A 20,381-nucleotide genomic window follows, 5' to 3' on the forward strand; every position below is an offset into this window, starting at 1 on the left:
TCGCTGACTTTGCTCCAGTGATGAAATGAAAGAAATCAAGGAGATTCCAACGTGAACATGACCACTCCACGCAACAACCTGCCCGCATTGCTCATGCCATTGGATACCCCAATGCTCGATGAGATCGATGCTGTGTACGAAATTGCAGATGCAGAGCTGCCCAGCCAAGTGAGCATCTATGAAGACGCCATGCGTATTATCAAAGCCAATCCCAAGCCTCAAGAGCAGTTGGCTGAGATGTTCCTGAGCCATGTACGCGCCATTGCCAAGCGTGACGGCTTGATGGCCGGTGTGCCTGAAGAGAATTTCGTGACAGTGGCCAAGCAGATTGCCAAGGACTGGGACAACACCAACGGCGTGGATTATCGCCGTGAGCAGGCAGCGGCAGCACCTGAGTCAAACCCAGGCCTCTGACGTAACCAAAAAGAAATGGCGCCACCTGGCGCCTTTTTTGTGACCGTTGTGCACAAGGGTCAGCTGGAAGGCTCGATGCCGGTGGGTTGATTGACGAGAAGCAGCTTGCGCCAGGACTCAGGCAGTTCACGCACTTTACTGACCATGCTTGGGGCAATGGTTTTGAGACGCTCAATGGCCAGGAAAGGTGAAGTCAGCGGCTCCAGGTCTTTGATGTGCCCTCGAATCCAGCCACTTAGCATCCTGAGCATGGGGATGTTCGCCTGAAAGGTCATTCGCTCGGCAATGAGCAGGTGCTTGACCGCATTCAGAGCTGCCGGTTTGAGCGGTGAGAGGTTGAGCACTTCGGCCACTGACTTGCCCTGATCGAAGCACAGCGTCATGTAGGCATACAGGGATGACATGAAGCGCTGGGTTGGGGCTGCGCCCTGGGTTTCACCTGCCGTAATCAGAATATTGGTCTCAAGTAGCTGGCAAATTCTCGGGGTCAACATCGGACGCAGACGGATGGCATATTGCTCGCCACGAAACAGTTTTGGCATCCTCAGCAAGGACTGCACAGCCTCTTCTTCAGTAATACCAAGGCGTAGGATGGTATCATTGAACATTTCCGAGTTTCTGCCAAGATCTGCACTGCACAAGGCCAGGCCGATGGCAAAACCATCACGGAACCTAGGGTCGATGATATCGATATGGTTGACAGCGGAATCGACGTCTTTGCTGCTGAATTTCGAGGAGAAGCACTCATGAACGATGATCGGGAACAAGTCTTCTTTGCCAATCCACTGATCTTCACTTAGCTCACGCTGCAAGGCGTACAGCGGCTGGAACCCCTGTCGCTCACGGCCCAGCCGCTGGCAAAACAGGAACAGCTCATCGCGGTCTTTCAGCGTCCAGTGGTTGTGGACTGGCAGAGAAATCTTGGGTGCTGGCAAGAACATAAAACCCCCCGTCCGGACGCGGCATTCTAGGTAGCCGCTGATCCGTGTTTTTTTCCATTCTTTCACAGGTGATTTTGGAATTCCAACCAATATTAGCGTAATCCATCACGGTGTCAGCCAATGGTTCCCCTGATGATGCTGGATCAGATCACTGCGCATCACATATAATTAACCAAAATGACTGGCCACAAAACGAGAATAATCATGCCTTTGCCCACCCTTGCAGAACAACAGCTGGCGCTTGCCGTGGAAGCCCTCACCCGTATCGAGGAGCACTCTGATGACACCGATTCCCGCCACGCCGCTCAGCATGCATTGATACGAATTCGCAGGATGGGTCATGAGCAGCCGGCACAGGCCGCTCAGAAAGAAAATGCCTGAGGCTACACAGGGGGTGGCGAGCGCCTGATTGCGTCTCGCCAATATTTCAACGCCCCAATCTTGTTGTACAGCTCATCCTGCAGGCGGGCGTGGAAGAAGGTATAGAGCCTTTCTGCGACTACACCAAACCCGGTCATGGCCAGGAAGGCCAGGACACGGGTGATGCGCAGGTGGTTGTGGTCGAATTCTGTAAGCCATAGCACCGACTGCGTGTCGAAATTGGCGGCCTTGATGAAGTCCACGGCCTGGCGCTGAATTCCCCAGTGCCTGAGCATTAGATCCAGGTTGATGCCAATCTGCTTTTTTAGCAGAGGGCTGATCGCGACCGCCTCACAATGCAGCGCAGTGAGCACGGGGGCTTCTGGATTGATGGTGGATACTTCTGGCAAGGGAAACAGCCACTGAATGTAGGTGTGCGTGAACTCCAGTTGATCGGATCGAACGCCTGAATGTCGCGTAGTGCGTGCCCCTGAGGCGCACTCAGGGACTGCATGAACTGGAACCAAGGATCATCAGTCATTGGGAATTGGCGTTCGATGTGGTTGAGGTCGATGGCACTGCCTGTCTGATCCTGGCAAGCAGCGAAGGGTCGAGGCGCTTGAGCCTTGCATAAGCGGTGTCCCCACTTGATTTGCCGGCAGCGCGCTTGCGATAGTCGTCAAAATCAAGATCTTCGCGCAACAGTCGTTCCGCATCACTTTTAAAATGCCAGAAGCCAAGTGGCGACTTGGCATTTTCAATCCAGAATGCCGAGTCCCGAATACCAAAGAACACCAGTAGCGCTCGGTAAAGGCCTAGAGCAGCCAGGTCGCCCTGCTCCGCAGCGTGCATGGTAGTCATGAGGCTTCTGCCAAGTACCTGCTTTTGCTTGTTGCGAAGCTCAGTCGCCCACGGCACTTGTTTGACCGTGCCCTTCAAAGGTTCGAGGGTAAAGTCCATGTCTTCGGCACCAGGATCATTCAGCCAGCCCTGCATTTTTCGGGAGCAGTCAGTGCAGACCATCCGAGCTGAAATACGCTTCTCTTCCTCGCGCTCCCTGGCTGTCTTGTAGTGAATGGAATCGACCTCCGTGTGGCCGCAGACTTTCCTCACCTGGCTACTGATATTGATGCTCGACATCGCTTAACCCCATTCGCTGTGTCACTGAATTTTATGGGCCTCGTAAAAAATAGTCAATTTACGCATAAAGCGTGTAGCCCCGCGCCACACTGGGTTTTCACCCTCCTGCGAGAGGAAAAATCAAACATCCGTTTGAACAAAAACTTGAGATATTTTCATTTTATTTGCATCGAGGGGGTTGACGGGAGTTCACGCATTCGCTTTAATGGAAACAAGACAACGGAGAACACCTCAAATGAACGCACATCACTTCAATCAACAGATTACCAAGCAGGCAAAGAATTATTTTGCTGGCTGGTGTGTGAGCGTGCGGTAGGTAACTCGAAAGAGAGCCTACCGAAGCGAAAGCAAAGGTAAGGCTCGAAACAAGCGGATTCTTCCAAGAACCCCGGAGCCTAGCCAAAGCTCCGGGGTTTTTGTTTGGACTCAAAAAAATGGGGTTGTGGCAGAGTGGACGAATGCACCGGACTGTAAATCCGGCTTGAAAGACGCCCTGGTTCGAATCCAGGTGACCCCACCATTTTGCAATACAAGGGCTTTGAAGCTCGACAGGCAGGTTGAAGATGAGACGTTTAAGTGCACTGGCGTTTATCCAGGCAGCAAAGCGAGCCAGCTCCCTCCTCGACGAGATTGAAAGGGCGCTTGACGGACTTGAGGTCAAACTCAAGGCGCATGAAAACAATCAGGTCGCTTTAAACAAGCACTGAAAAAATGAACATTTGGCCAGGGTTTGGCGGGAGAGATGATGTGTCCAACATGAAAGAATTTCATAAAGCACGACTCCTCCAGCAGTTACAGCGCGAGTTCCGCACGCTGGGAAAAGTGGTTACCGGCTTCGAAAAACGTCTTGAGAAAGACGGTGATAAACGTAAATTGGACGCCTAGCTCAGCTGGTAGAGCGCTCGACCGATAATCGAGAGGTGGCAGGTTCGAACCCTGTGGCGTCCACCAAATTGGGGACTTAGCTCAGCTGGGAGAGCAACTGCCTTGCAAGCAGTAGGTCAGGGGTTCGACCCCCCTAGTTTCCACCAGTTTCAAGGGTTTACGGGTAACGCTGTTGACCTGGAGAGCGATCTCCGAAGCAGTTCCAGGGTTGATGTTCTAATGGCATGATGCGGGATTCCAAATCCTTGCGGTTCAAGTTCGAGTCTTGATCAGCCCGCCAATATAGCTATAAAGGTTAAATTCCGAGATAGCTCAGCGGTAGAGCCGCGCACTGTTAATGCGTTGGTCGCTGGTTCGAATCCAGCTCTCGGAGCCAAATTGAAGCCTGCAAAAGAGTGGCAGGTGAGTTTTACTGGGTAGGTCGAATCCTCTCCTATCCACCATTATAGACCAGGCTAACTTGTCTGGGGGAAATACCGGGGACTTTACTTTAGCGTGAAGTCAGGATGAAAGCGGGGTGTGGGGCTGCTCATCCAAGGCAGGTGGAGTTGTAAACGGTGCGGGTTTCATGCACCACATTTTCTGAGTGGCTAGCTCAATTGGCAGAGCACCTGGCTTTTAACCAGGTGGTTGGGAGTTCGACTCTCCCGCCATTCACCAGTACACTTCCGGGATAACTCAGTCGGTAGAGTGGCAGACTGTTAATCTGCAGGTCACAGGTTCGAACCCTGTTCCCGGAGCCAAATACGAAGCACCGTTTTATTGCAGTGATAGCTCAGTCGGTAGAGCGATGGTTTGAAACGCCATGCGTCACAGGTTCGATTCCTGTTCACTGCTCCAAATTGTAATACGCGGTATAGCAGGTTTTGCTCCTTTAGCTCAATCGGTAGAGCGCGTCCTTGGTAAGGACGAGGTTTCAGGTTCGATTCCTGGGGGGAGCACCAGTGTTTGGGGGCAGATGCTCAGATGAGGACGAGAGCACGGCATAAACTGATCGCCGAGGTGTAACAACCAGCCATGCATTGAGCTGAGGGAATGTGACAGAAGCACTCATAGCGGCCTTGGATCGGTAATCACTCCCCCAAGGCGGGGTAAACCAGCAGAGGAAGCGAGCCCTAATCTCAGTTCGAGCTTCGAGGTGTAAAAACCTCCAAGTAATGGTATTCGCGGGTTCGACTCCCGTTGCCTCCACCAAATGAAGTTGTTACAGATTTACGTTGATGTGGCTGAATGGCTAGGCGAGTGATTGCAAACCACTTTAATGCAGGTTCGAATCCTGTCATCAACTCCAGATTGCAGCATGTGTTTCACGGGTGGTTAACTCAGCAGGCAGAGTAGCTGACTCTTAATCAGCAGGTCGCGAGTTCGATTCTCGCACCACCCACCATGATTCGGCGCTTGATGCGAGTTCAAGCATTGTCAGTGTAGCGGCGGGACACTGTCTTTTTAGTGAAGTAGCTCAGCTGGTTAGAGCATCTGCCTTACAAGCAGGGGGGCTTCGGTTCGAATCCGAACTTCACTACCACTTTTTAGGCTCGTAGCTCAGCTGGAAGAGCGCCTGGTTCTGACCCAGGAGGTCGTTGGTTCAACTCCAACCGGGCCCGCCACATCGCAGTACGCAGTATAGGTTAGTACAGGTTTTATGGTGGAGCTAGCTCACCAGGTAGAGCGCCGGCTTGTGACGCCGGAGGCGACGGGTTCGAGACCCGTGCTTCACCCCACATGTAGGCTCGTAGCTCAGCGGAATGAGCGCCTGGATTTGACCCAGGAGGTCATTGGTTCAATTCCAACCGGGCCCGCCACATCGCAATAAAGCAGTAAAGGTTTATGGTGGGGCTAGCTCATCAGGTAGAGCGCCGGCTCGTGATGCCGGAGGTGACAGGTTCGAGACCTGTGCTTCACCCACAGACGTAGGCCCGTAGCTCAGTTGGAAGAGCGCCTGGTTCTGACCCAGGAGGTCGTTGGTTCAAATCCAACCGGGCCCGCCATATCGCAGTAAGCAGCAGGTTTTATGGTGTAGCTAGCTCATCAGGTAGAGCGCCGGCTTGTGACGCCGGAGGCGACGGGTTCGAGACCCGTGCTTCACCCCACATGTAGGCTCGTAGCTCAGCGGAATGAGCGCCTGGATTTGACCCAGGAGGTCGTTGGTTCAAATCCAATCGGGCCCGCCACATCACCGTAGAAAGGAATTGAGTCGCAAGGCTGCCTGGCGCCCTCCTCATCTTCTACCGTAAGTTTGAATGGCTTCTGGGAAAGGTGCGCATCGGCCAGCGCAGCGGAGGGTGACTCCGTGCCTGAAACGCTTGAAAGGGCTCTCCGGAGGGCTTGATCTAGCGCTGGGCTGTACAGGTATCAAATCCTGTCTTTCCCACCAAACATCCCGCCGCATGCATCAGCTACACGCAGGCCCTAATGGCGCTCCACAGCCTGCTGTTGTGCTAACAAAATTGCGTCTTTGGTATACGGGTTGTGCCCTTGTCTGCCAGGCAAGAGAAGCCGGGTTCGAGTCCCGCAGGACGCTCCATCTCCATGGCTCCGCTGCACATGCGGGGCTTCCATCAACCCTTCAACTCATTTAACAAAATCGGAAGGAAAAATGCGTCATGAGCTTATTCGAGGCAGTGCAAACAAAACGGGCTGAGTTGCGCAAGGACGCTACTCAGGTTACAGGCTTCAAAATCCTTACCCTGCTGGTCGGCGAGCTCGAAACGCTCACCAAGGGCAAGGAAGTCGAGGTCGCCATCACTGATGAACTGGTGGTAGGGGCAATCAAGAAATTGATCAAGTCCAACACCGAAACCATCAGGCTCAGCGGCGACAACCCTCGCCTGGCAACCGAGAACGCGACCCTGCAGGCCTTCCTGCCGGCTGAAATGAGCGAAGACCAGTTGCGTGAGGCGCTAAGCGCCAGTGGCGCGACAAGCATGAAGGACGCCATGAAGTACCTGGGCGAGCATTTCGCTGGCCGCTACGACAAGGGCAAAGCCTCGGCGATCGCCAAGGCGCTGCTGCAATAACCGCCAATGAGGCCTGGGAGACCAGGCCTTGTTCGTTTCTGCAGGCAATGCGAGTTGACGTCCTCCCCCACCTGTAGGAAGGGGTTTCCAAGGCTACGGTTGGATGACCCTGGGTAAGGCCTGTAACTGGGGCGCCCCGCGCCTTCACAGTCCCAAATCAGCCAGCAGGTGAGTTTCGGCAGCCCCTTCCAGAGCCGGGATAGACAGGATGAGTTGCTTGCACATCCCAGCTGAAAGCATCAGATCGCTGGCTGTTTTGGGGGAATGCCCGCCTGCGATCAGGCAATTCGCCACATGGCCGACCACGCGCTCCACAGGCGCGGCATTGGCGGCCAAGTAGCCTTTGCTTCCCAGGTTAGCCAATGCCTGGAACTTGCTTAAAGCTGACACCATTATCCGGGGGATCCGGAAATCGCTGGGCGAGAAGGTGTAGGGTGCCACGCCCATAAGATACCCATGCGTGGCAGCAGCATTGAACAACGCCAGGTAACACCTGCTGATATCCCGCTGAAGCGATCTCGCCCCGTTCGATAAGGTCAGCCTCCTAGGCGCATTCAAGAGCGCCTCAGCTCTGACCCAGTCCCCTGCAGCCAAGTGCGCCCTAAGGGTTCGAAGATCAACCACCGCCATGAAAAAAATTCCTTGCAAGTGAGTATTTATAGACTTCAGGTGACCGGCAACCTGAAAAGCCCCAAGACCCGAGATCATACCTCAAAAAGGGCTTAGTCAATATATTCGTTAAGCGAGTTTTCTAAACCAGTCTTTAACGGTCGGATGGGCGCACCATCACCGTTTCACAGGAAGCATGTGAATGTCATTCCTGACGCATGGATTCTTTGCTACTCTTTTGCCAGTATGGATTTCATCACTGGTTGAGGGCATGGATATGCAACCCATCAGGATCAAGAGCTTCTTACTTTACTTGATAATCGCTCTTACGGCGGGCGGCTGTGCCTCTGTCTCAAAGGAAACCTCAACACGTCCCCCCTTTGGTGAGAATACAGGCGGGGACAAGGAGATAATTTTTGAGGATCCTGTGATTCCAGTCCCCGGAGGGGGGATTTCAGGCCAAAGAATCATGGTCATTGACAGAGATGAAGGGGCAGTAGCAGCTGCATATAGGGTTATCGAAGCCGATGGGAAATTTACCCGCCTGAAAGTGAGCTATGCCACAAACAGGCTGGCGAAGAAGGTAGATGGCAACCTGCAATACACGGCAGAGCCTGGCGATTTGTCGTTCGGGTATTGCTATGTCAGCATCCCCAAGGATCATCGCATGGGCGAAATGGAGGCACCCTCGAAGTGGCGTCTTGAGTTCAGGCCAAACCCCGAGAAACACATCGTGTTGATGTCTGCCGCCAAAACAACCAGGGAGCAGTTCTTCAGTGACATCAATGGTGCCCTGGCTGACACCAAGGGTTCCAGTGCCTTTGTGTTTGTCCATGGCTTCAACGTCAGCTTCGAAGATGCTGCTCGGCGAACCGCGCAGATGGCGTATGATCTGGAGTTCAAAGGCGTGCCGGTGTTTTTCAGTTGGCCCTCCCAAGGCAATATCCCCTCCTACACCGTGGATGAACGCAACATCGAATGGGCAGAAGCCGACTTGAAAAGCTTCCTGCTGGACTTTCTGCGCAACTCCCACGCCGATAACGTGTATGTGATCGGCCACAGCATGGGTACCAGGGCCTTGTCGCGATCAATCGCCAGCATCGGCGCGGAGGATCCTGCATCCGCCAGGAAAATCAGAGGAGTGATCCTGGCTGCACCTGACATCGATGCGGTTGTATTCAAGCGCGATATAGCACCGAAGCTGATCGGCACCGGTCGAAATGTCACGATGTATGCCTCATCGAATGACGAGGCCCTGGGCCTCTCCAAAAAAATTCATGGCTATCAACGCGCCGGGGATACCAAAGGCGAACTGGTGATCGTCAGTGGCATGGACACTATTGATGCCTCGAATGTCGACACCAGCCTCGTTGGGCATACCTACTACGGCGACAACCGATCCATCATCTCTGACATGTACTACCTGCTGAAGTCTCAACTCCCTGTCCAGGATCGAGCAGGTTTGTCCTCTGCCGGCAAGGCACCCGCACTGTACTGGGTGTTCAAACCCTGACGGCAGCATCAGGAACAATAGCACCCCCTCTTTGGCAAAATGCCTTATACTCCAGGGCATATTGCCAAAACAGGAGGTGTTTATGAACACGCACCCCGATCTCAAGGTGCTTCAGATCCTCGGGGGCTCCAATGGCATGCGCGCTGATGCCCTGATCCGCTCTGGCGTGCCGCTGGAAGCGCTTGAGAACCTTACCAAGCACGGTGTGAACCCCGTGGGCGTGGGGATCATCAATGCCCGTACCCTGCGCCATCGCAAAGCCAAGGGCGAAGCGCTGTCCCAGGAAGAAGGTGATCATTTCTACCGTGTAAGCCGGATCGTTGTCCTGGCTGAATCGGTGTTTGGGGACAAGGAAAAAGCTGCCCGCTGGTTGGCCAAGCCTCAGGCCATGTTTGATGGACTGACGCCGCTGGCCGCTGTCGCCACAACGCCCGGCTATGTTGGCGTAGAAGATGCCCTGCAGCGTATCCATCACGGGTTTGCCGCATGACAGCGCTGGTCTTGTGGCGTATCTCGAACTACAAGGATCTTACTGGCATAGGCGGAACGATCGTTTCAGGCCGCTGGCACACCAAGGGGCGGCCTGTCGTCTACCTGGCCGATTGGCCCGCCACCTGCGTGCTTGAAGTGCTCGTTCATTTTGAGATGGCGATGGGGGAGCTGCCTGAATCTTTCACCCTGCTGCGCGTCGAATTACCTGACTCGGTTTCAGTCAAGGACGCCCGAGGGCAACTCAAGCCTGGCTGGCATGAGCAGTCCGAAGTCACCCAGGCCATGGGGGACAACTGGCTGACCAGCAGCGAATCGTTGCTGCTGCGGGTACCCACGGCCATCGTGCCTGAGAACTGCAACTTCATCTTCAACCCGCTGCACCCCGACGCCAGCCAGGCCAAACTGACTTCCTTCGAGTTCCCAGCAGACAAGCGTCTGTTCGCCAAACTCTCCTGATCGCACGGGGCTACTTGGCTTGCGTGCTGGCGATGCCGGCCTCACCAGTTGACCCGGACAATGGATTGAGCGCTGACCAAAATCACGCTGGCAGGCTCCTTCCAAATGGCCAAAGCGGAGCAAAGCGACATCCCCAACATTTGGTGGGAGTAGAAGCGCATGGCGAAGCCATCAAGCCTTGAATTATTCGGGGCTTTCCCTCATATTTTAATTCATGGGCATGACAGCCACCAAAACCCTTAAGCTTCGGGTCAAAGACAAGCATGCGCGACTGCTTTCTGAGTGGGCGCGGGCGGTCAATTTCACCTGGAACTACATTAACGAGTTGAGCGAGCGCTCGATTCGCGAAAAGGGTGTGTTCCTGTCTTCCTACGATATTCAGAAGTACACCGATGGCGCCGGCAAACTCCTTGGCCTGCACAGCCACACCGTGCAGCAAGTGGGTGCCGAGTATGTCACCCGGCGCAAGCAATTCAAGAAGCGTCGCCTGCAATGGCGCAAATCCTCCGGCGCCAAGCGCAGCCTGGGCTGGATACCCTTTAAAAGTGGTGCTGTGAAATGGAAAAATGGCACGCTGACGTTTAACAAGCAGACCTTTAAAGTCTGGGATTCCTACGGGCTCGGTGATTATGCGTTGAGAGCGGGATCATTCAACGAGGATTCACGGGGCCGCTGGTACTTCAATGTGGTGGTGGAGGTCGAGCGCAAGCTGTCGCCAGGCCAAGGCCAGGTGGGCATCGACCTGGGCCTGAAAACCACGGCCACCTGCAGCGATGGGGTTAAGTTTGAAAATGGTCGCTTTTACCGCGACCTTGAAAAATCCCTTGGACTGGCGCAACGCGCCAGACGTAAAGCACGTGTGAGGGCCATCCACGCCAAGATCGCGAATCGGCGCAAGGACGCTCTGCACAAATTCAGCAATGCGCTGGTAGCGCGTTGCGGAGTGATTGTGGTGGGCGATGTCAGCTCACTGAAACTCGCCAAGACCACGATGGCCAAATCCGTGCTCGATGCCGGTTGGGGTCAACTGAAAACGATGCTGGAATACAAGTGCGATCACGCAGGCATCGTCTTCAAGGTTGCCAGTGAAAGAAACACCACCCAAACCTGCTCGAACTGCCAGCAATTGCCAGATTCGAGGCCGAGAGGTATCGCAGGGCTTGGAATAAGAGAATGGATTTGCAGTGGGTGCGGTATCACCCACGATCGCGACGTCAACGCCGCCAGAAACATTCTTGCGCTCGGGCATGAGCGTCCAGTTGTGGGAATCCCCTTCCAAATCGGATGATTTGGTGGGGGAGGATGTCAAAGCATGCCTAGAATAGAAGAGCTGCATTCACACCAGTGCAGCCCATCATCACCAAGGACTCTGCGATAATGGTCGACCAGGAAAGAATGGCTGAGAATGCCATCATCAAAAGAAAGATCGAAGACCTCGTGGATTACTGTGCGAACGCTATTCCCGGGGCCTCCTATCCGACCAATGAAAAGCCACCGATTGCGCACTGGCTGTTGACCCTGGAAGACCCGCAGAAAGCTGCTGAATATTTCTACCGCCACCTGCGCGAAATAATGCTGGGCAGCCGCGACTTACTCTATACGGACAACACCCCTGGCGTTTTCGAAACGCTGACAGACAAGGGCGTCAATGTCATCGACCTGCTCGCCAGCGCTCTGTACATGGATGCACCCACCTATAACGAAATACAGTTCTTCATCCCGACCGTCATATTCGACTTGGTCTCCTGCAAGCACTCGCATCAGCAATATCAAAAAGAGGTGTTGGCGCTCGACAGCCAGTTCCTCAAAGCCCTGCGGGTGCCGACGTTTGTCATCCAGTCGTCGCGATCATCAGGTCTCTCATTTGCAGATCCCGCAGCCCGCCTGTTCACCATGGTGCTGGGCACAGATAACAGCTTCCCTTACCTGGCACACTCACCCCTGATGCAGGTGTGTCGGCAAGCCTGGTTGCAAGCGCTAAAGCATGACATGAGCGATTATACGGCATGGACGGCGGTTGAAATCCTGAAGCAGTTTCAGAGACTCCCCGTACCCGAGGTTGAAGAGGCGAAAGCGATTTACCGAAATTTCTTCCTCGACATCGCCAGGGGGTTCTCCAGCTTTGACTTCAGCGATGAGCTGTCGACCAAAGACTTTGCAGGCAAGCGCGTATCACGGTACGAACTCCTGGGTTTCTCGCTGGATGACCGCCTTGAAATGGCCGCCTCATGGCTGAATACGGGCGCCGTGGAGCCTTCCAGGGAATGCATGCGCAGCCTGCTTGAGTATCCTGATCAATTTGCCGAAGCCCTGGTTCAAACGCACGCGCCGCAAGAACTTATGAGGACGTGTTCAGTCACGCCCTCTTCGACTACATGTATCAAATGCAGGATACCGTGCTTTATTTTCAGCTGGATTATCCCTCCACGCACCATTTCAAATCGCTGTTGTCACTGATCGATCACCATCGATCGGCGTTGATCGATGCAGGCTTCCTGGACATCAAGGGCAGCACAGCCGTTCGAGCACTCGCCATCAATCTGGATGTGGCTGAGGCCTTCGAATCACTGGGCTACCTGCCCTGCGAAGACATGCAACTGGGAGAGTGGTTTTGCACCGATGGCCTGGGGCAGCCTCAGGCAGGTGAGCAAAGCGCCCCACTGCGTAAAATGCACTTGGCTATCAGGCTTGGCCAAACTCAGTTGATACAGGAGGCCGTTGACTCTGTTTTCTGGCGCAGGGATGCCAAGGGCAATGGTCTGGCCCAGGAGGAGTCCGTTATCCACCTGCTTAAAAGCAACTGGGCGGGTCTGGCCGACGTTCTCCATTCGAGGGCGTACTTCGAGCGCGCCCTTCGCTACGTACCCGCCAACCTGCTGCTGCGCAATCCCGCGTTTGAGCAGTATGTTGATTCGGCCCTTGAAAATGAACTGGGCTTGTAAAGCTCAAGGGCTCGCCAACTCATCCGAACAAGGATTCACAGGCCTCCACGAACCTGGCAACCACCGAACCACCCCGCTCCACACGCACAGTATTTGAAACATGGCCGCCACCACGCCGGAAGCTGGTGATTTCTGTTTGCGAAGGGTATTGGCTCAGATCCACGCTGACGTCACCGATGTCAGCCCCATGCTCACGTTTGAAAAGCAGGGTAAAACTCACATCAAAATTTGCATAACGAAAGCCAAGGCTCTGCCCCACCCGCAACAGTCGGTACGCGAGCTCTTTTTCCGATGGGGCCAGCGCTCGCCACTCGCCATGAATCTGAAACAGGTGCTCCCGAAGGCGCTCAATGCTGACCGCATTCGCTATCAGGGTCTCGGCCCTCTCTGGGGAACCCACCAGGTGCGTGAGCACACGCTTTTTCAAGGGCGAAAGCCTGTGCAACCCGACGAGTTTTGCCACAGGGCAGGACGGTATGAATGGTCTCATTCGGGATATGCTCCTCTTGGAATTGTGCTTGCCATTGTCTTATCAATATATACATATATCAAGTGGCAGACCTGCACCTGCTTCCCGATTTTTGACCCTGCCCATTTCATTACTCACCAGGTGAGTGAACAATTGCTCACCTGTGAGTAAACAGGACGCGATTTCCCAACCGCACCAATCCGCATTCCAACTGCGCAAAGAGAACATTTGTACTCTTTCAAGTTCGACGTTAGAATTCAGCGAAGATAAGCCGCAGGTGTTGGGCCACTGGATTATCAATTGCATTTAACCACTACCCCAAATTGGGGAAGCCCTTGTTGGTAACTTCAGAAATCTTCCGATCTATTGACGTATGACTGGCAGGAGTAGATCGAACCGCCGTAGAATCCACGATTTGATTGCCGACACCCACCTGGAATTTGGGCTACACGGGCCCACCATGACCCACCCAGGTGCACAGCCAGGATTCAGGAGCCACCCATGATCCACGATGATCACACTCCAAACCTTTTTCTTCCTGCAGATGACCGACCGGCAGCTCCCGACCTCGACGCCCCGTCTACCGAGCTTGCGATGGCAGATGGCCTTCATATGGCCGATGACCAACCCGAGACACTGTTCCGCCTGCTGAACATCCACCTGGTCGACTCGCTGTCACGGGGTCGCATTCAAACCATGAGCATCGACGGCGGCACCGCGCTCACCGGGCGCAACGGCCAAGGCAAGACATCGCTGTTGTCGTTGGCGCTGATCTTCGCGGGTGTTGAGCCTAAAGATGTGGTTTCCCAGGGCAAGGACTCGTTCATCGACTACTACCTGCCCAATCAAACCTCTTTCATCGTCTACGAATACGAGCGCCCAGACGGTAGTAGACGACTCGTCGTGGCCTACAGCAACAGCACGGCTGAGCGCGTCTATTTCCGCTTCGTGAAAAGCGGCTTCTTGCGTGAAATGTTCGTCACCGACGACGGTCGGTTCGTGCTGGCTAAAGAGTTCCGCATGCGGTTGGTTCAACTGAAGATTCCGCATGCTGACAAGCAAGTCGAAACCTATGTCGACTTCAGAAGCATCATTCAGTACTGGCAGCCCCACGGCGCGGAAAGCAAGCACAGACGATACCTGCTTGGCATGTCCGCCGACTACGCCTTCACCAGCTACAATCGCCCCCTGCGCCACCTCGAAAAGCTCACCAAAGGGATGTTCTCGCGCAAGGCGAATTTCGATGACCTGCAGCAGGTCGTGGCGGACTGGGTTTTCGACAAACAGTCGATGGGTATCCAGACGGAGCGCGGTCTTGTCGAGAACTGGCCACGTGACTACAGCGCGTACCAGAACATCATGGGCATCCGGCCCTTGGTCAATGAGGCCATCGAGGTGCGCCTGAATCTGGAAAATGCTGAAGATGGCATGCGGGAGCTGAAGGAAAAATTCCTGCTCCTCAAAGAACACCTCGAAGTGACCAAGGCCCAGCGTGAAAGCCAGCGGGACAGCCTTGAGCAGTTCCTCCAGGGACGCAAGGACGAGTACGACCAGGCCTACAGTGCGCTACTGGCCGACATTCAAGCAGCCAAGGCAGATATACAACAGTGCGAAAACACCCTGCAGAGCATTGAAGATGCGCGCTTGAAGATGCTTGGCCAGGATGTTGAGCGCAAGCGCGCAGAATACAGCCAGCGAGAGATGTTTGCCGCAGAACTCCATCGAATCGAGAAGCGCCACGACCTGGTGCTCGGCGCGGCCACCCACATCAAGGCCAAGTACGATCAGGAAATCAACGCTGAAAACAGTCGTCACAATGACTTTCGTACCGCAGTGGCCGAGGAATCTGCGGCGTTGCGCCACCGTGAGCGTGAGGAGCAGGTTGCGGCAGATCAACGCCAACAGGACGCCAGGCGCACCTATCAGGAAGCCTCCAGTGCAGAGCGCGAGGCTTTGCAACGTGCGATCCAGGAAGTCACCCAGCAGATGGGTCGCGACCAGGAACGTGTGAACAATCCGGTCATCGATCCAGCCCTCGGTGAAGCCCTTGAGAACAAGACTGAACAACTCGACCAAGCAGAGGCAGTCGTCGCGCTACATGACAAGGCAGTCAGGCAGCAAGAAAGCACGGTCAGTGATCTTCAGGCACAGTCGAGTGCCCTTGACCAGGAAATCACCAGGATCAAGCAAGCGGCGAGTAAACAGCTGTCCGTGATTGAAGGTATCAAGCGCGCCCATGCCCCCGAGCCTGACAGCCTGCTTCAGTTTCTGCGATCCAATCGTCCGGACTGGTCAGACAACATTGCAAAAGTGATCAACCCTGGCCTGCTCCACCGCACTGACCTGCATCCTCAGCTTGCCACAATCTCCGACAGCCTCTATGGCATCGCCCTTGACCTGGAATATGTTGACCCCGTGGATGAAGCGGATGAGTCAAAATTGCAGGCATTGCTGGCTGAAGCCCATGAGGAGCTGGCTGCCATCGAAGGCCAGTTGGAGCGCGCAAGCGAGCGCCAGAAAGACCTTCGCCAGACCCACAAGGTTGCCCAGGATGAATTGGGCATCGCCCGATCGAAACTGAGCAAGGCCCGGTCAGTAAAACAAGTCATCGATGCAGAAATCAGCACTCTGAAAAGGGATCTGCGGAAGAATCGCGACGAAGCCATGCTGATTGCCCAGGACACGCTCGCCGAGACAAGGCGCAAGTTGAATCTGTCGCAACAAGCCTATGATGCGTTCGCTCGCCGGCTTGCCAGCGACCAAGATAAGCTCGATGAACGTGCCAAGGCAGAGAAGGCGGCGATCTCTTCCCGGTATCAGCAAGCGGAAGCTGACTTGAATGGCAAGATCCATGCGCATGCTCAGGCCACCGACTTGTCGATACGGTCTTTGAAGGCGGATCTAAACCGCAAGCTGACTGAGGAAGGGGCCGACGTCCAGGTTATTGGAGAGCTCGAAGAGCAAATGCGCGAGCTGAAGGCAAAACTGGTCGAGATCGACAGTTGGCGTGACCTGCTCAACAAATGGCAACATTGGCTGGAATACTCTGAGCCGGAAAAGCCAATCCTTGCGACCAGAATCGAGCAGGCCAACACGCTTATGACCGGCAAGAAGCTGGAGTTGGAAAAGACCACTGAAGCCTGGTCACGCACGAAAACTGACATTGGCGCGACAATCAACGAATGCCGCGACGCCATCAACGGCTGCGTCGAAAATTCGCTGATCGTCGACAACGCCTTGAAAGAAGTATTGGCCCCATTCACTGCCACCAAGCGATTTGAGGCCTATGAGGAGGTCTGGCAGGCCGAAATCCTGCGGGCATCCATGGGCGGTGTTCAGGCTCGCCTTCGCGAGGCGGACAAAGAGCTTCGCACCAAGGTCAGCAAGATGCGCGGAGCATTCGTGACCACGCCACTCGCGCCACCCGCGACGTACTTCCAGGATCGTGTCGCCAACCTGCGAGAAGAGTCCAGCGGTGAGGTCGATACCCGGATGATGCTGCAAGTCATTGAGGACTGGTTTGCCAACCACCACGACAAAAGTCGCCGGCTGTTGATTGCCGATGGGCGCACGATTTTCGGCGAGATCCAGGGCCTTCACCGGGAGCTCAAGAGCTTCTCGGAAAAAATCACCCGCTTCAACACGGGTCTACAGGAACACTTGACCCACAGCTCCCAGGTGTTCGACAGCATCACCAACCTGAAGGTCTCCATCTTCTCCTCCGTGGAAGAGCTCGACTACTGGAAGATCATCAGCAAGATCACCGACGACAGGGAGCAGTGGCTCACCGAAGACACCCTTCCGAACCAGCAGGCAGTGGAGAATCTGCTGGCGCTGCTCAGCCACTGGGACATCAAGAGTGGCATCAACGCCAACTTCAAATCCCTGGTCAGCATTCGCGGCTCCGTGGAGGAAAAGAACAACCTTCGTCAGTTCCGAAATCGCTCCGAGTTGGAGAACGTTTCCTCCAATGGCCTGAGCTATCTGATCCTGATCATCCTGTTCCTGGGCTTCATTTCCAAGGTGCGTGGCAACGCTCCGGTGCAGCTGACCTGGTGTGTCGACGAGCTTAAGGCCATCGATGCCGAGAACGTGATTTCTCTGTGCAATTACCTTGGGCAGAACCGAATCACCCTGTGCACCGCTTTCCCTGATCCGGACGCGGAAACGCTGATTCTGTTCGAGAACAAGTACAAGCTCGATGCGGAACGCCGGCTAGTGGAGTGCAAGCTGGTGGCTACCTCTGACGCTGACGTGGACGTCGAAGGCGATTACGAACTGGATCTGGAGAGCGCCTGATGAACCCATTTTCCCGTGTTGTAACCGGCTTGCTGGAAGGCCAGTTCATCTGCCCCGTCACTGATCAGGAAGGTTACCAGTACCTGACCAGCACACAGCTGACCAATGGGCGGACGAATCTTGAAGAGATCGACCTCTACCTGCGGCGTCTGGACTTGCGGATCACCATGACCCGTGGAGCGGGCGCCTATTTTGCGGCGCACGCCGACATCGACAACGAGGGCAAGAAGGCGGCCAAGAAGCGCTTCACCGAACTCAAGAACATCCTCAGGCCCATGGTCTCCTTCCTGGAGATCGTCATGCGCATAGCCGGTGATGACGGCGCGGTTTCGTCAGGGCAGAAGCTGGATCTCAACCGCATGATGGGCCGGATCGCCGCGAATGCGAGCCTTACGGAACAGCTCCGCCAGACCGCCATTGATACAGGTCTCGTCAGCAAGGATGGATCCGACCGCGAACGACTGAACAGGATCGTGCGCAAATTCCAGAATGACGGGTTCCTGCGCCTAGTCAATCCCGAGTCGGAAATCTACATGTTCACAGGGCGCATCGAATGGCTGATGGAGGCCATCGAATACCTGATGCAGCATGACAAGATCTCGGAAGAAGACAGCGACTTCGAAAAGCGAGCTGAAGCATGAGCACGCTTGAAGATGCCGTCATCAACCATCTGAAGCTGCTGAACAGCCAGAGCGCGCTGATCGCCCAGATGTACGCCGAAGGGCATATCCTGCGCACGGAGGAGAATGCCAAGGCGCTCAACCAGCTGCTCCAGAACCGGGCGGTGCGGATCAACCCAATTGTCGACAACTCCTTTCGACTGTCGCCCAACCTGAGCAAGTTGCTCGATGAAGCCACTCACCGCTCTCGCAACTACGGTGTGTCAGCTGACTTCGCCGAGCAAATGGGGCGGCTGTCGAAGCTGCTCGACGACTACTCGCATGCCTATTTTGACGGTCGCTCGGACGACGCTCAGATCCTGCACGGGGAAATCGATGTCACACTCTACGAAATAGCCGAAGAGATGAATGAGTTCCTCCTGCATGTGCGCACGGCGGCGGAAAACAACTTCGGCAACGTCAGGACGTACAAGGAGAAGGAAAAGCAGAACCTGCACTACCTGGAGCAGCTTGAACGCATCGTCAAAGCCCTGATCCAGTTCGATGCAGTCAGCCTGCTGGAGGAGCTTGCTGCACCCGAGCGCGAGCCCCTGGAGGCCCTCTACCGTAGCCACATCCTGGACAACCTCTCCCGCTGGCGCTCGGCGACGTCTGACATTACCCATGTGCTGAAGATGTACCTGCACAAGCTGCGTACCGTTGAACCCCGCGCCAGGCGCATCCGTGCACTGCAATTGTACCTGCGCCGGCATCCTGAGTACGAGGTCGCTACACCGGATGAATACCCGGAAATCCCGGAGTGGGCGTACCAGCACGAACCCATGAAAATCCGCCTGGAGCCTGACCTGGGTCGACAGGAGATTCGGGATTCGCTGGTTGATGTGGCCATGAGCATCGAGAAGGCCATACCGGTACCAACCAAGGCGCGTGGCGCGGGGAAACTGGTGACCGAAGAGGCGCCAAAGGCTGCGCTGATCAAAGGCTCCCCGCTGGTGGTGGTCAGTCAGCGCCTGCTCAATGAAGCTGCCAGGGTGACGGAACAACTCTCTGCCGCGCACTACTTTGCGCAAGCTCCGGAGACCCAGGTGCTCGACCAGGAATCGTGCTTGATGTGCTTCCTGACCCTTCTGGAAAAGCAGATGAAGGTTAACGCCAAGATCATCCGCAGGGTGGCCATCACGCAAGTGGCCCGGAACAGCGATGACTTCCTCAGCGGCAACGTGATCATCGAGGATGTGTTGCTATGCAAACGTTAGGGATCATCAAGCGCCTGCTGGCAATCTACCAATCAGCCGAAAGCTATTATCGCAGCACCAAGCAGCTGGATGCGTTTTGCGCCGAATACGGGATTGGCCAGCGGGTCGGGGCGAAATGGCGCTTCACGCAAGCAGACAAGCAGGCTATTGCGGTCGTCATTCGAAATGTCGGCAAGGTGGATCCGGACACACCGACCAACGCCTGGGAAGGCTCATCCAGGACTGAGGCCTTGAGCAAGGGCGGCAATGAGAAATTCACCGGCAAGCGCTTACGTCACGATCGCGTGGCGGTGAAGTCCCTGCCTGGCCGACCGCTGCTCGTGGGTAAGACACCCATTGAGCTTCCGGAGGGCGCCTGCCTCGACCTGGATCGTCACTGGGTGGTGAAGCACTGCGGTCACGACAGCGTGCTGCTGGTGGAAAACTGGGAGAACTTCGAGCTGTCGCACCAGACACCGATCCTGACCAATATCACTGGTAACCCTTTGGTCGTGTTTCGCGGCGCGCCCGGCAGCTACCGAACCCAGAGTGCGCAAAGATTGCTCACGGCACTTGAGCTTCCAGTGATTGCCTTCACGGACTATGACCCCGAGGGTCTTGCGATAGCCGCCAGCCTCCCCTTCTTCAGCCGCTACCTGGCACCGAGCGACGCTTTGCTGACAAAACTGATGGATGAAGTCAGCACGGAGCGGCGCTATCAAAATCAGATCGTGGGCAAGCTAGCCATGCTTGAAAAGCTGACTGACCCAGATCTTGTTCGGGTGTATCGCATTATTCGAACAGCAGGAAAAGCGTTGCCCCAAGAAAAACTGATAGGGTTGACTGCCTTCAGCTGCACCGAATAGCCATTCCCTGTAGTTTGTGATGAATTGACCTTTATCGAACGCAATTCTAGGAATTGCCACATCCAATGGAAATGGAATTTCTTGCGAAAAGTCCGCAGCAGCGCATAGAATATGCTGTAAAGC

Annotated in this window: 20 protein-coding genes and 17 tRNA genes; 33 read left to right on the forward strand and 4 right to left on the reverse strand. The window is 55.1% G+C overall.

Translation table 11 applies throughout. The features are described 5' to 3' along the window. Nucleotides 1-57 precede the first annotated feature (57 nt). The gene (locus tag DV532_RS28935; RefSeq protein ID WP_236707512.1) at nt 58-414 is read left to right on the forward strand and encodes a hypothetical protein; all 357 of its coding nucleotides are present in this window, start codon (nt 58-60) and stop codon (nt 412-414) included. Between the two features lie 59 nt (nt 415-473). On the opposite strand, the gene DV532_RS28940 is transcribed toward DV532_RS28935, so the two are convergent. Continuing rightward, nucleotides 474-1,355 (reverse strand): hypothetical protein, encoded by an 882-nt coding sequence (locus tag DV532_RS28940; RefSeq protein WP_056798176.1) that lies wholly within the window; start codon nt 1,353-1,355, stop codon nt 474-476. Nucleotides 1,356-1,559: 204 nt separating this feature from the next. Between DV532_RS28940 and DV532_RS30585 the strand changes: the two genes are divergently transcribed. Beyond that, nucleotides 1,560-1,736: a hypothetical protein gene (locus tag DV532_RS30585; RefSeq protein ID WP_156675894.1), complete on the forward strand. Its 177-nt coding sequence runs from the start codon at nt 1,560-1,562 to the stop codon at nt 1,734-1,736. Between the two features lie 2 nt (nt 1,737-1,738). On the opposite strand, the gene DV532_RS28945 is transcribed toward DV532_RS30585, so the two are convergent. Together DV532_RS28945 and DV532_RS28950 are read right to left on the reverse strand one after the other, a co-directional pair. Further along, a complete protein-coding gene (locus DV532_RS28945) occupies nt 1,739-2,242 on the reverse strand; it encodes an opioid growth factor receptor-related protein (protein WP_120715511.1) in 504 nt (167 codons plus the stop codon). Between the two features lie 10 nt (nt 2,243-2,252). Next, nucleotides 2,253-2,855, reverse strand: a complete 603-nt coding sequence (locus tag DV532_RS28950) for a hypothetical protein (protein WP_056798170.1) — start codon at nt 2,853-2,855, stop codon at nt 2,253-2,255. Between the two features lie 436 nt (nt 2,856-3,291). On the opposite strand from DV532_RS28950, the gene DV532_RS28955 reads away from it, so the two are divergent. The 20 genes from DV532_RS28955 to DV532_RS29050 all read left to right on the forward strand — a co-directional run bounded on the left by DV532_RS28955 (nt 3,292) and on the right by DV532_RS29050 (nt 6,757). Continuing rightward, nucleotides 3,292-3,375, forward strand: a tRNA-Tyr gene (locus DV532_RS28955). 43 nt (nt 3,376-3,418) lie between these two features. Continuing rightward, nucleotides 3,419-3,562 (forward strand): hypothetical protein, encoded by a 144-nt coding sequence (locus DV532_RS30590; protein ID WP_156675893.1) that lies wholly within the window; start codon nt 3,419-3,421, stop codon nt 3,560-3,562. A gap of 40 nt (nt 3,563-3,602) precedes the next feature. Continuing rightward, the gene (locus DV532_RS30595) at nt 3,603-3,740 is read left to right on the forward strand and encodes a hypothetical protein (RefSeq protein WP_156675892.1); all 138 of its coding nucleotides are present in this window, start codon (nt 3,603-3,605) and stop codon (nt 3,738-3,740) included. Further along, nucleotides 3,731-3,806: transfer RNA gene (locus tag DV532_RS28960), tRNA-Ile, on the forward strand. The genes DV532_RS30595 and DV532_RS28960 overlap by 10 nt, the downstream gene beginning before the upstream one ends. Nucleotides 3,807-3,810: 4 nt before the next feature. Next, nucleotides 3,811-3,886 (forward strand) — tRNA-Ala (locus DV532_RS28965). 59 nt (nt 3,887-3,945) lie between these two features. Continuing rightward, a tRNA-Trp gene (locus tag DV532_RS30600) sits at nt 3,946-4,020 on the forward strand. 21 nt (nt 4,021-4,041) lie between these two features. Continuing rightward, nucleotides 4,042-4,116: transfer RNA gene (locus tag DV532_RS28970), tRNA-Asn, on the forward strand. A 208-nt stretch (nt 4,117-4,324) separates the two neighbouring features. After that, nucleotides 4,325-4,400 (forward strand) — tRNA-Lys (locus tag DV532_RS28975). A 7-nt stretch (nt 4,401-4,407) separates the two neighbouring features. After that, nucleotides 4,408-4,483, forward strand: a tRNA-Asn gene (locus DV532_RS28980). 21 nt (nt 4,484-4,504) lie between these two features. Further along, a tRNA-Phe gene (locus DV532_RS28985) sits at nt 4,505-4,580 on the forward strand. Nucleotides 4,581-4,608: 28 nt separating this feature from the next. After that, nucleotides 4,609-4,684, forward strand: a tRNA-Thr gene (locus DV532_RS28990). A 272-nt stretch (nt 4,685-4,956) separates the two neighbouring features. Then, a tRNA-Cys gene (locus tag DV532_RS28995) sits at nt 4,957-5,031 on the forward strand. A 20-nt stretch (nt 5,032-5,051) separates the two neighbouring features. Next, a tRNA-Lys gene (locus DV532_RS29000) sits at nt 5,052-5,127 on the forward strand. A 61-nt stretch (nt 5,128-5,188) separates the two neighbouring features. Continuing rightward, nucleotides 5,189-5,265, forward strand: a tRNA-Val gene (locus tag DV532_RS29005). 120 nt (nt 5,266-5,385) lie between these two features. Then, nucleotides 5,386-5,461 (forward strand) — tRNA-His (locus DV532_RS29015). Between the two features lie 108 nt (nt 5,462-5,569). Continuing rightward, nucleotides 5,570-5,644: transfer RNA gene (locus DV532_RS29025), tRNA-His, on the forward strand. Nucleotides 5,645-5,754: 110 nt separating this feature from the next. After that, nucleotides 5,755-5,830 (forward strand) — tRNA-His (locus DV532_RS29035). A gap of 159 nt (nt 5,831-5,989) precedes the next feature. After that, a tRNA-OTHER gene (locus DV532_RS30605) sits at nt 5,990-6,114 on the forward strand. Nucleotides 6,115-6,189: 75 nt separating this feature from the next. Next, nucleotides 6,190-6,264: transfer RNA gene (locus DV532_RS29045), tRNA-Gly, on the forward strand. Nucleotides 6,265-6,343: 79 nt separating this feature from the next. Continuing rightward, complete coding sequence (locus DV532_RS29050) at nt 6,344-6,757, forward strand: GatB/YqeY domain-containing protein (protein WP_056798167.1); 414 nt, start codon at nt 6,344-6,346, stop codon at nt 6,755-6,757. A gap of 144 nt (nt 6,758-6,901) precedes the next feature. Here the strand turns inward: DV532_RS29050 and DV532_RS29055 are convergent, their stop codons facing one another. Further along, nucleotides 6,902-7,387, reverse strand: coding sequence for a hypothetical protein (locus DV532_RS29055; protein ID WP_056798166.1), 486 nt, complete (start codon nt 7,385-7,387; stop codon nt 6,902-6,904). Between the two features lie 181 nt (nt 7,388-7,568). Between DV532_RS29055 and DV532_RS29060 the strand changes: the two genes are divergently transcribed. The 11 genes from DV532_RS29060 (at nt 7,569) to DV532_RS29110 (ending at nt 20,258) form a co-directional block, all read left to right on the forward strand. Further along, nucleotides 7,569-8,879 carry an alpha/beta hydrolase gene (locus tag DV532_RS29060; protein WP_056798163.1) on the forward strand — a complete coding sequence of 437 codons (1,311 nt, stop codon included), beginning with the start codon at nt 7,569-7,571 and terminating at the stop codon, nt 8,877-8,879. A gap of 82 nt (nt 8,880-8,961) precedes the next feature. Next, on the forward strand, nt 8,962-9,369 hold the full coding sequence (locus DV532_RS29065) for an antitoxin Xre/MbcA/ParS toxin-binding domain-containing protein (RefSeq protein WP_056798161.1): 408 nt from the start codon (nt 8,962-8,964) through the stop codon (nt 9,367-9,369). Further along, nucleotides 9,366-9,827: an RES family NAD+ phosphorylase gene (locus DV532_RS29070; protein WP_056798158.1), complete on the forward strand. Its 462-nt coding sequence runs from the start codon at nt 9,366-9,368 to the stop codon at nt 9,825-9,827. The genes DV532_RS29065 and DV532_RS29070 overlap by 4 nt, the downstream gene beginning before the upstream one ends. Nucleotides 9,828-10,047: 220 nt before the next feature. After that, complete coding sequence (locus DV532_RS29075; RefSeq protein ID WP_056800074.1) at nt 10,048-11,115, forward strand: RNA-guided endonuclease TnpB family protein; 1,068 nt, start codon at nt 10,048-10,050, stop codon at nt 11,113-11,115. Nucleotides 11,116-11,204: 89 nt separating this feature from the next. Continuing rightward, on the forward strand, nt 11,205-12,284 hold the full coding sequence (locus DV532_RS29080; protein WP_120715512.1) for a hypothetical protein: 1,080 nt from the start codon (nt 11,205-11,207) through the stop codon (nt 12,282-12,284). Beyond that, complete coding sequence (locus DV532_RS29085) at nt 12,224-12,769, forward strand: hypothetical protein (RefSeq protein WP_162949022.1); 546 nt, start codon at nt 12,224-12,226, stop codon at nt 12,767-12,769. Before DV532_RS29080 ends, DV532_RS29085 begins: the two co-directional genes overlap by 61 nt. Nucleotides 12,770-12,869: 100 nt before the next feature. Next, the gene (locus DV532_RS30610; RefSeq protein ID WP_156675891.1) at nt 12,870-13,409 is read left to right on the forward strand and encodes a hypothetical protein; all 540 of its coding nucleotides are present in this window, start codon (nt 12,870-12,872) and stop codon (nt 13,407-13,409) included. A 330-nt stretch (nt 13,410-13,739) separates the two neighbouring features. Next, nucleotides 13,740-17,537, forward strand: a complete 3,798-nt coding sequence (locus DV532_RS29095; protein ID WP_082476791.1) for an ATP-binding protein — start codon at nt 13,740-13,742, stop codon at nt 17,535-17,537. Beyond that, nucleotides 17,537-18,178 carry a hypothetical protein gene (locus DV532_RS29100; RefSeq protein ID WP_056798149.1) on the forward strand — a complete coding sequence of 214 codons (642 nt, stop codon included), beginning with the start codon at nt 17,537-17,539 and terminating at the stop codon, nt 18,176-18,178. Before DV532_RS29095 ends, DV532_RS29100 begins: the two co-directional genes overlap by 1 nt. Beyond that, nucleotides 18,175-19,413, forward strand: a complete 1,239-nt coding sequence (locus DV532_RS29105; RefSeq protein WP_056798145.1) for a hypothetical protein — start codon at nt 18,175-18,177, stop codon at nt 19,411-19,413. The genes DV532_RS29100 and DV532_RS29105 overlap by 4 nt, the downstream gene beginning before the upstream one ends. Next, nucleotides 19,401-20,258: a hypothetical protein gene (locus DV532_RS29110; RefSeq protein WP_056798143.1), complete on the forward strand. Its 858-nt coding sequence runs from the start codon at nt 19,401-19,403 to the stop codon at nt 20,256-20,258. Before DV532_RS29105 ends, DV532_RS29110 begins: the two co-directional genes overlap by 13 nt. Nucleotides 20,259-20,381 lie beyond the last annotated feature (123 nt).

Origin of the sequence: Pseudomonas sp. Leaf58 (assembly GCF_003627215.1) — a bacterium.
Lineage (GTDB): Bacteria > Pseudomonadota > Gammaproteobacteria > Pseudomonadales > Pseudomonadaceae > Aquipseudomonas.

Bases quoted from the DNA above. Each gene is read 5' to 3' on its own strand.
- DV532_RS28935 (WP_236707512.1), top strand. From the start codon at position 58: ATGACCACTCCACGCAACAACCTGCCCGCATTGCTCATGCCATTGGAT.
- DV532_RS28940 (WP_056798176.1), bottom strand. From the start codon at position 1,355: ATGTTCTTGCCAGCACCCAAGATTTCTCTGCCAGTCCACAACCACTGG.
- DV532_RS30585 (WP_156675894.1), top strand. From the start codon at position 1,560: ATGCCTTTGCCCACCCTTGCAGAACAACAGCTGGCGCTTGCCGTGGAA.
- DV532_RS28950 (WP_056798170.1), bottom strand. From the start codon at position 2,855: ATGTCGAGCATCAATATCAGTAGCCAGGTGAGGAAAGTCTGCGGCCAC.
- DV532_RS30590 (WP_156675893.1), top strand. From the start codon at position 3,419: ATGAGACGTTTAAGTGCACTGGCGTTTATCCAGGCAGCAAAGCGAGCC.
- DV532_RS29050 (WP_056798167.1), top strand. From the start codon at position 6,344: ATGAGCTTATTCGAGGCAGTGCAAACAAAACGGGCTGAGTTGCGCAAG.
- DV532_RS29055 (WP_056798166.1), bottom strand. From the start codon at position 7,387: ATGGCGGTGGTTGATCTTCGAACCCTTAGGGCGCACTTGGCTGCAGGG.
- DV532_RS29060 (WP_056798163.1), top strand. From the start codon at position 7,569: ATGTCATTCCTGACGCATGGATTCTTTGCTACTCTTTTGCCAGTATGG.
- DV532_RS29065 (WP_056798161.1), top strand. From the start codon at position 8,962: ATGAACACGCACCCCGATCTCAAGGTGCTTCAGATCCTCGGGGGCTCC.
- DV532_RS29070 (WP_056798158.1), top strand. From the start codon at position 9,366: ATGACAGCGCTGGTCTTGTGGCGTATCTCGAACTACAAGGATCTTACT.
- DV532_RS29075 (WP_056800074.1), top strand. From the start codon at position 10,048: ATGACAGCCACCAAAACCCTTAAGCTTCGGGTCAAAGACAAGCATGCG.
- DV532_RS29080 (WP_120715512.1), top strand. From the start codon at position 11,205: ATGGTCGACCAGGAAAGAATGGCTGAGAATGCCATCATCAAAAGAAAG.
- DV532_RS30610 (WP_156675891.1), top strand. From the start codon at position 12,870: ATGGCCGCCACCACGCCGGAAGCTGGTGATTTCTGTTTGCGAAGGGTA.
- DV532_RS29095 (WP_082476791.1), top strand. From the start codon at position 13,740: ATGATCCACGATGATCACACTCCAAACCTTTTTCTTCCTGCAGATGAC.
- DV532_RS29100 (WP_056798149.1), top strand. From the start codon at position 17,537: ATGAACCCATTTTCCCGTGTTGTAACCGGCTTGCTGGAAGGCCAGTTC.
- DV532_RS29105 (WP_056798145.1), top strand. From the start codon at position 18,175: ATGAGCACGCTTGAAGATGCCGTCATCAACCATCTGAAGCTGCTGAAC.
- DV532_RS29110 (WP_056798143.1), top strand. From the start codon at position 19,401: ATGCAAACGTTAGGGATCATCAAGCGCCTGCTGGCAATCTACCAATCA.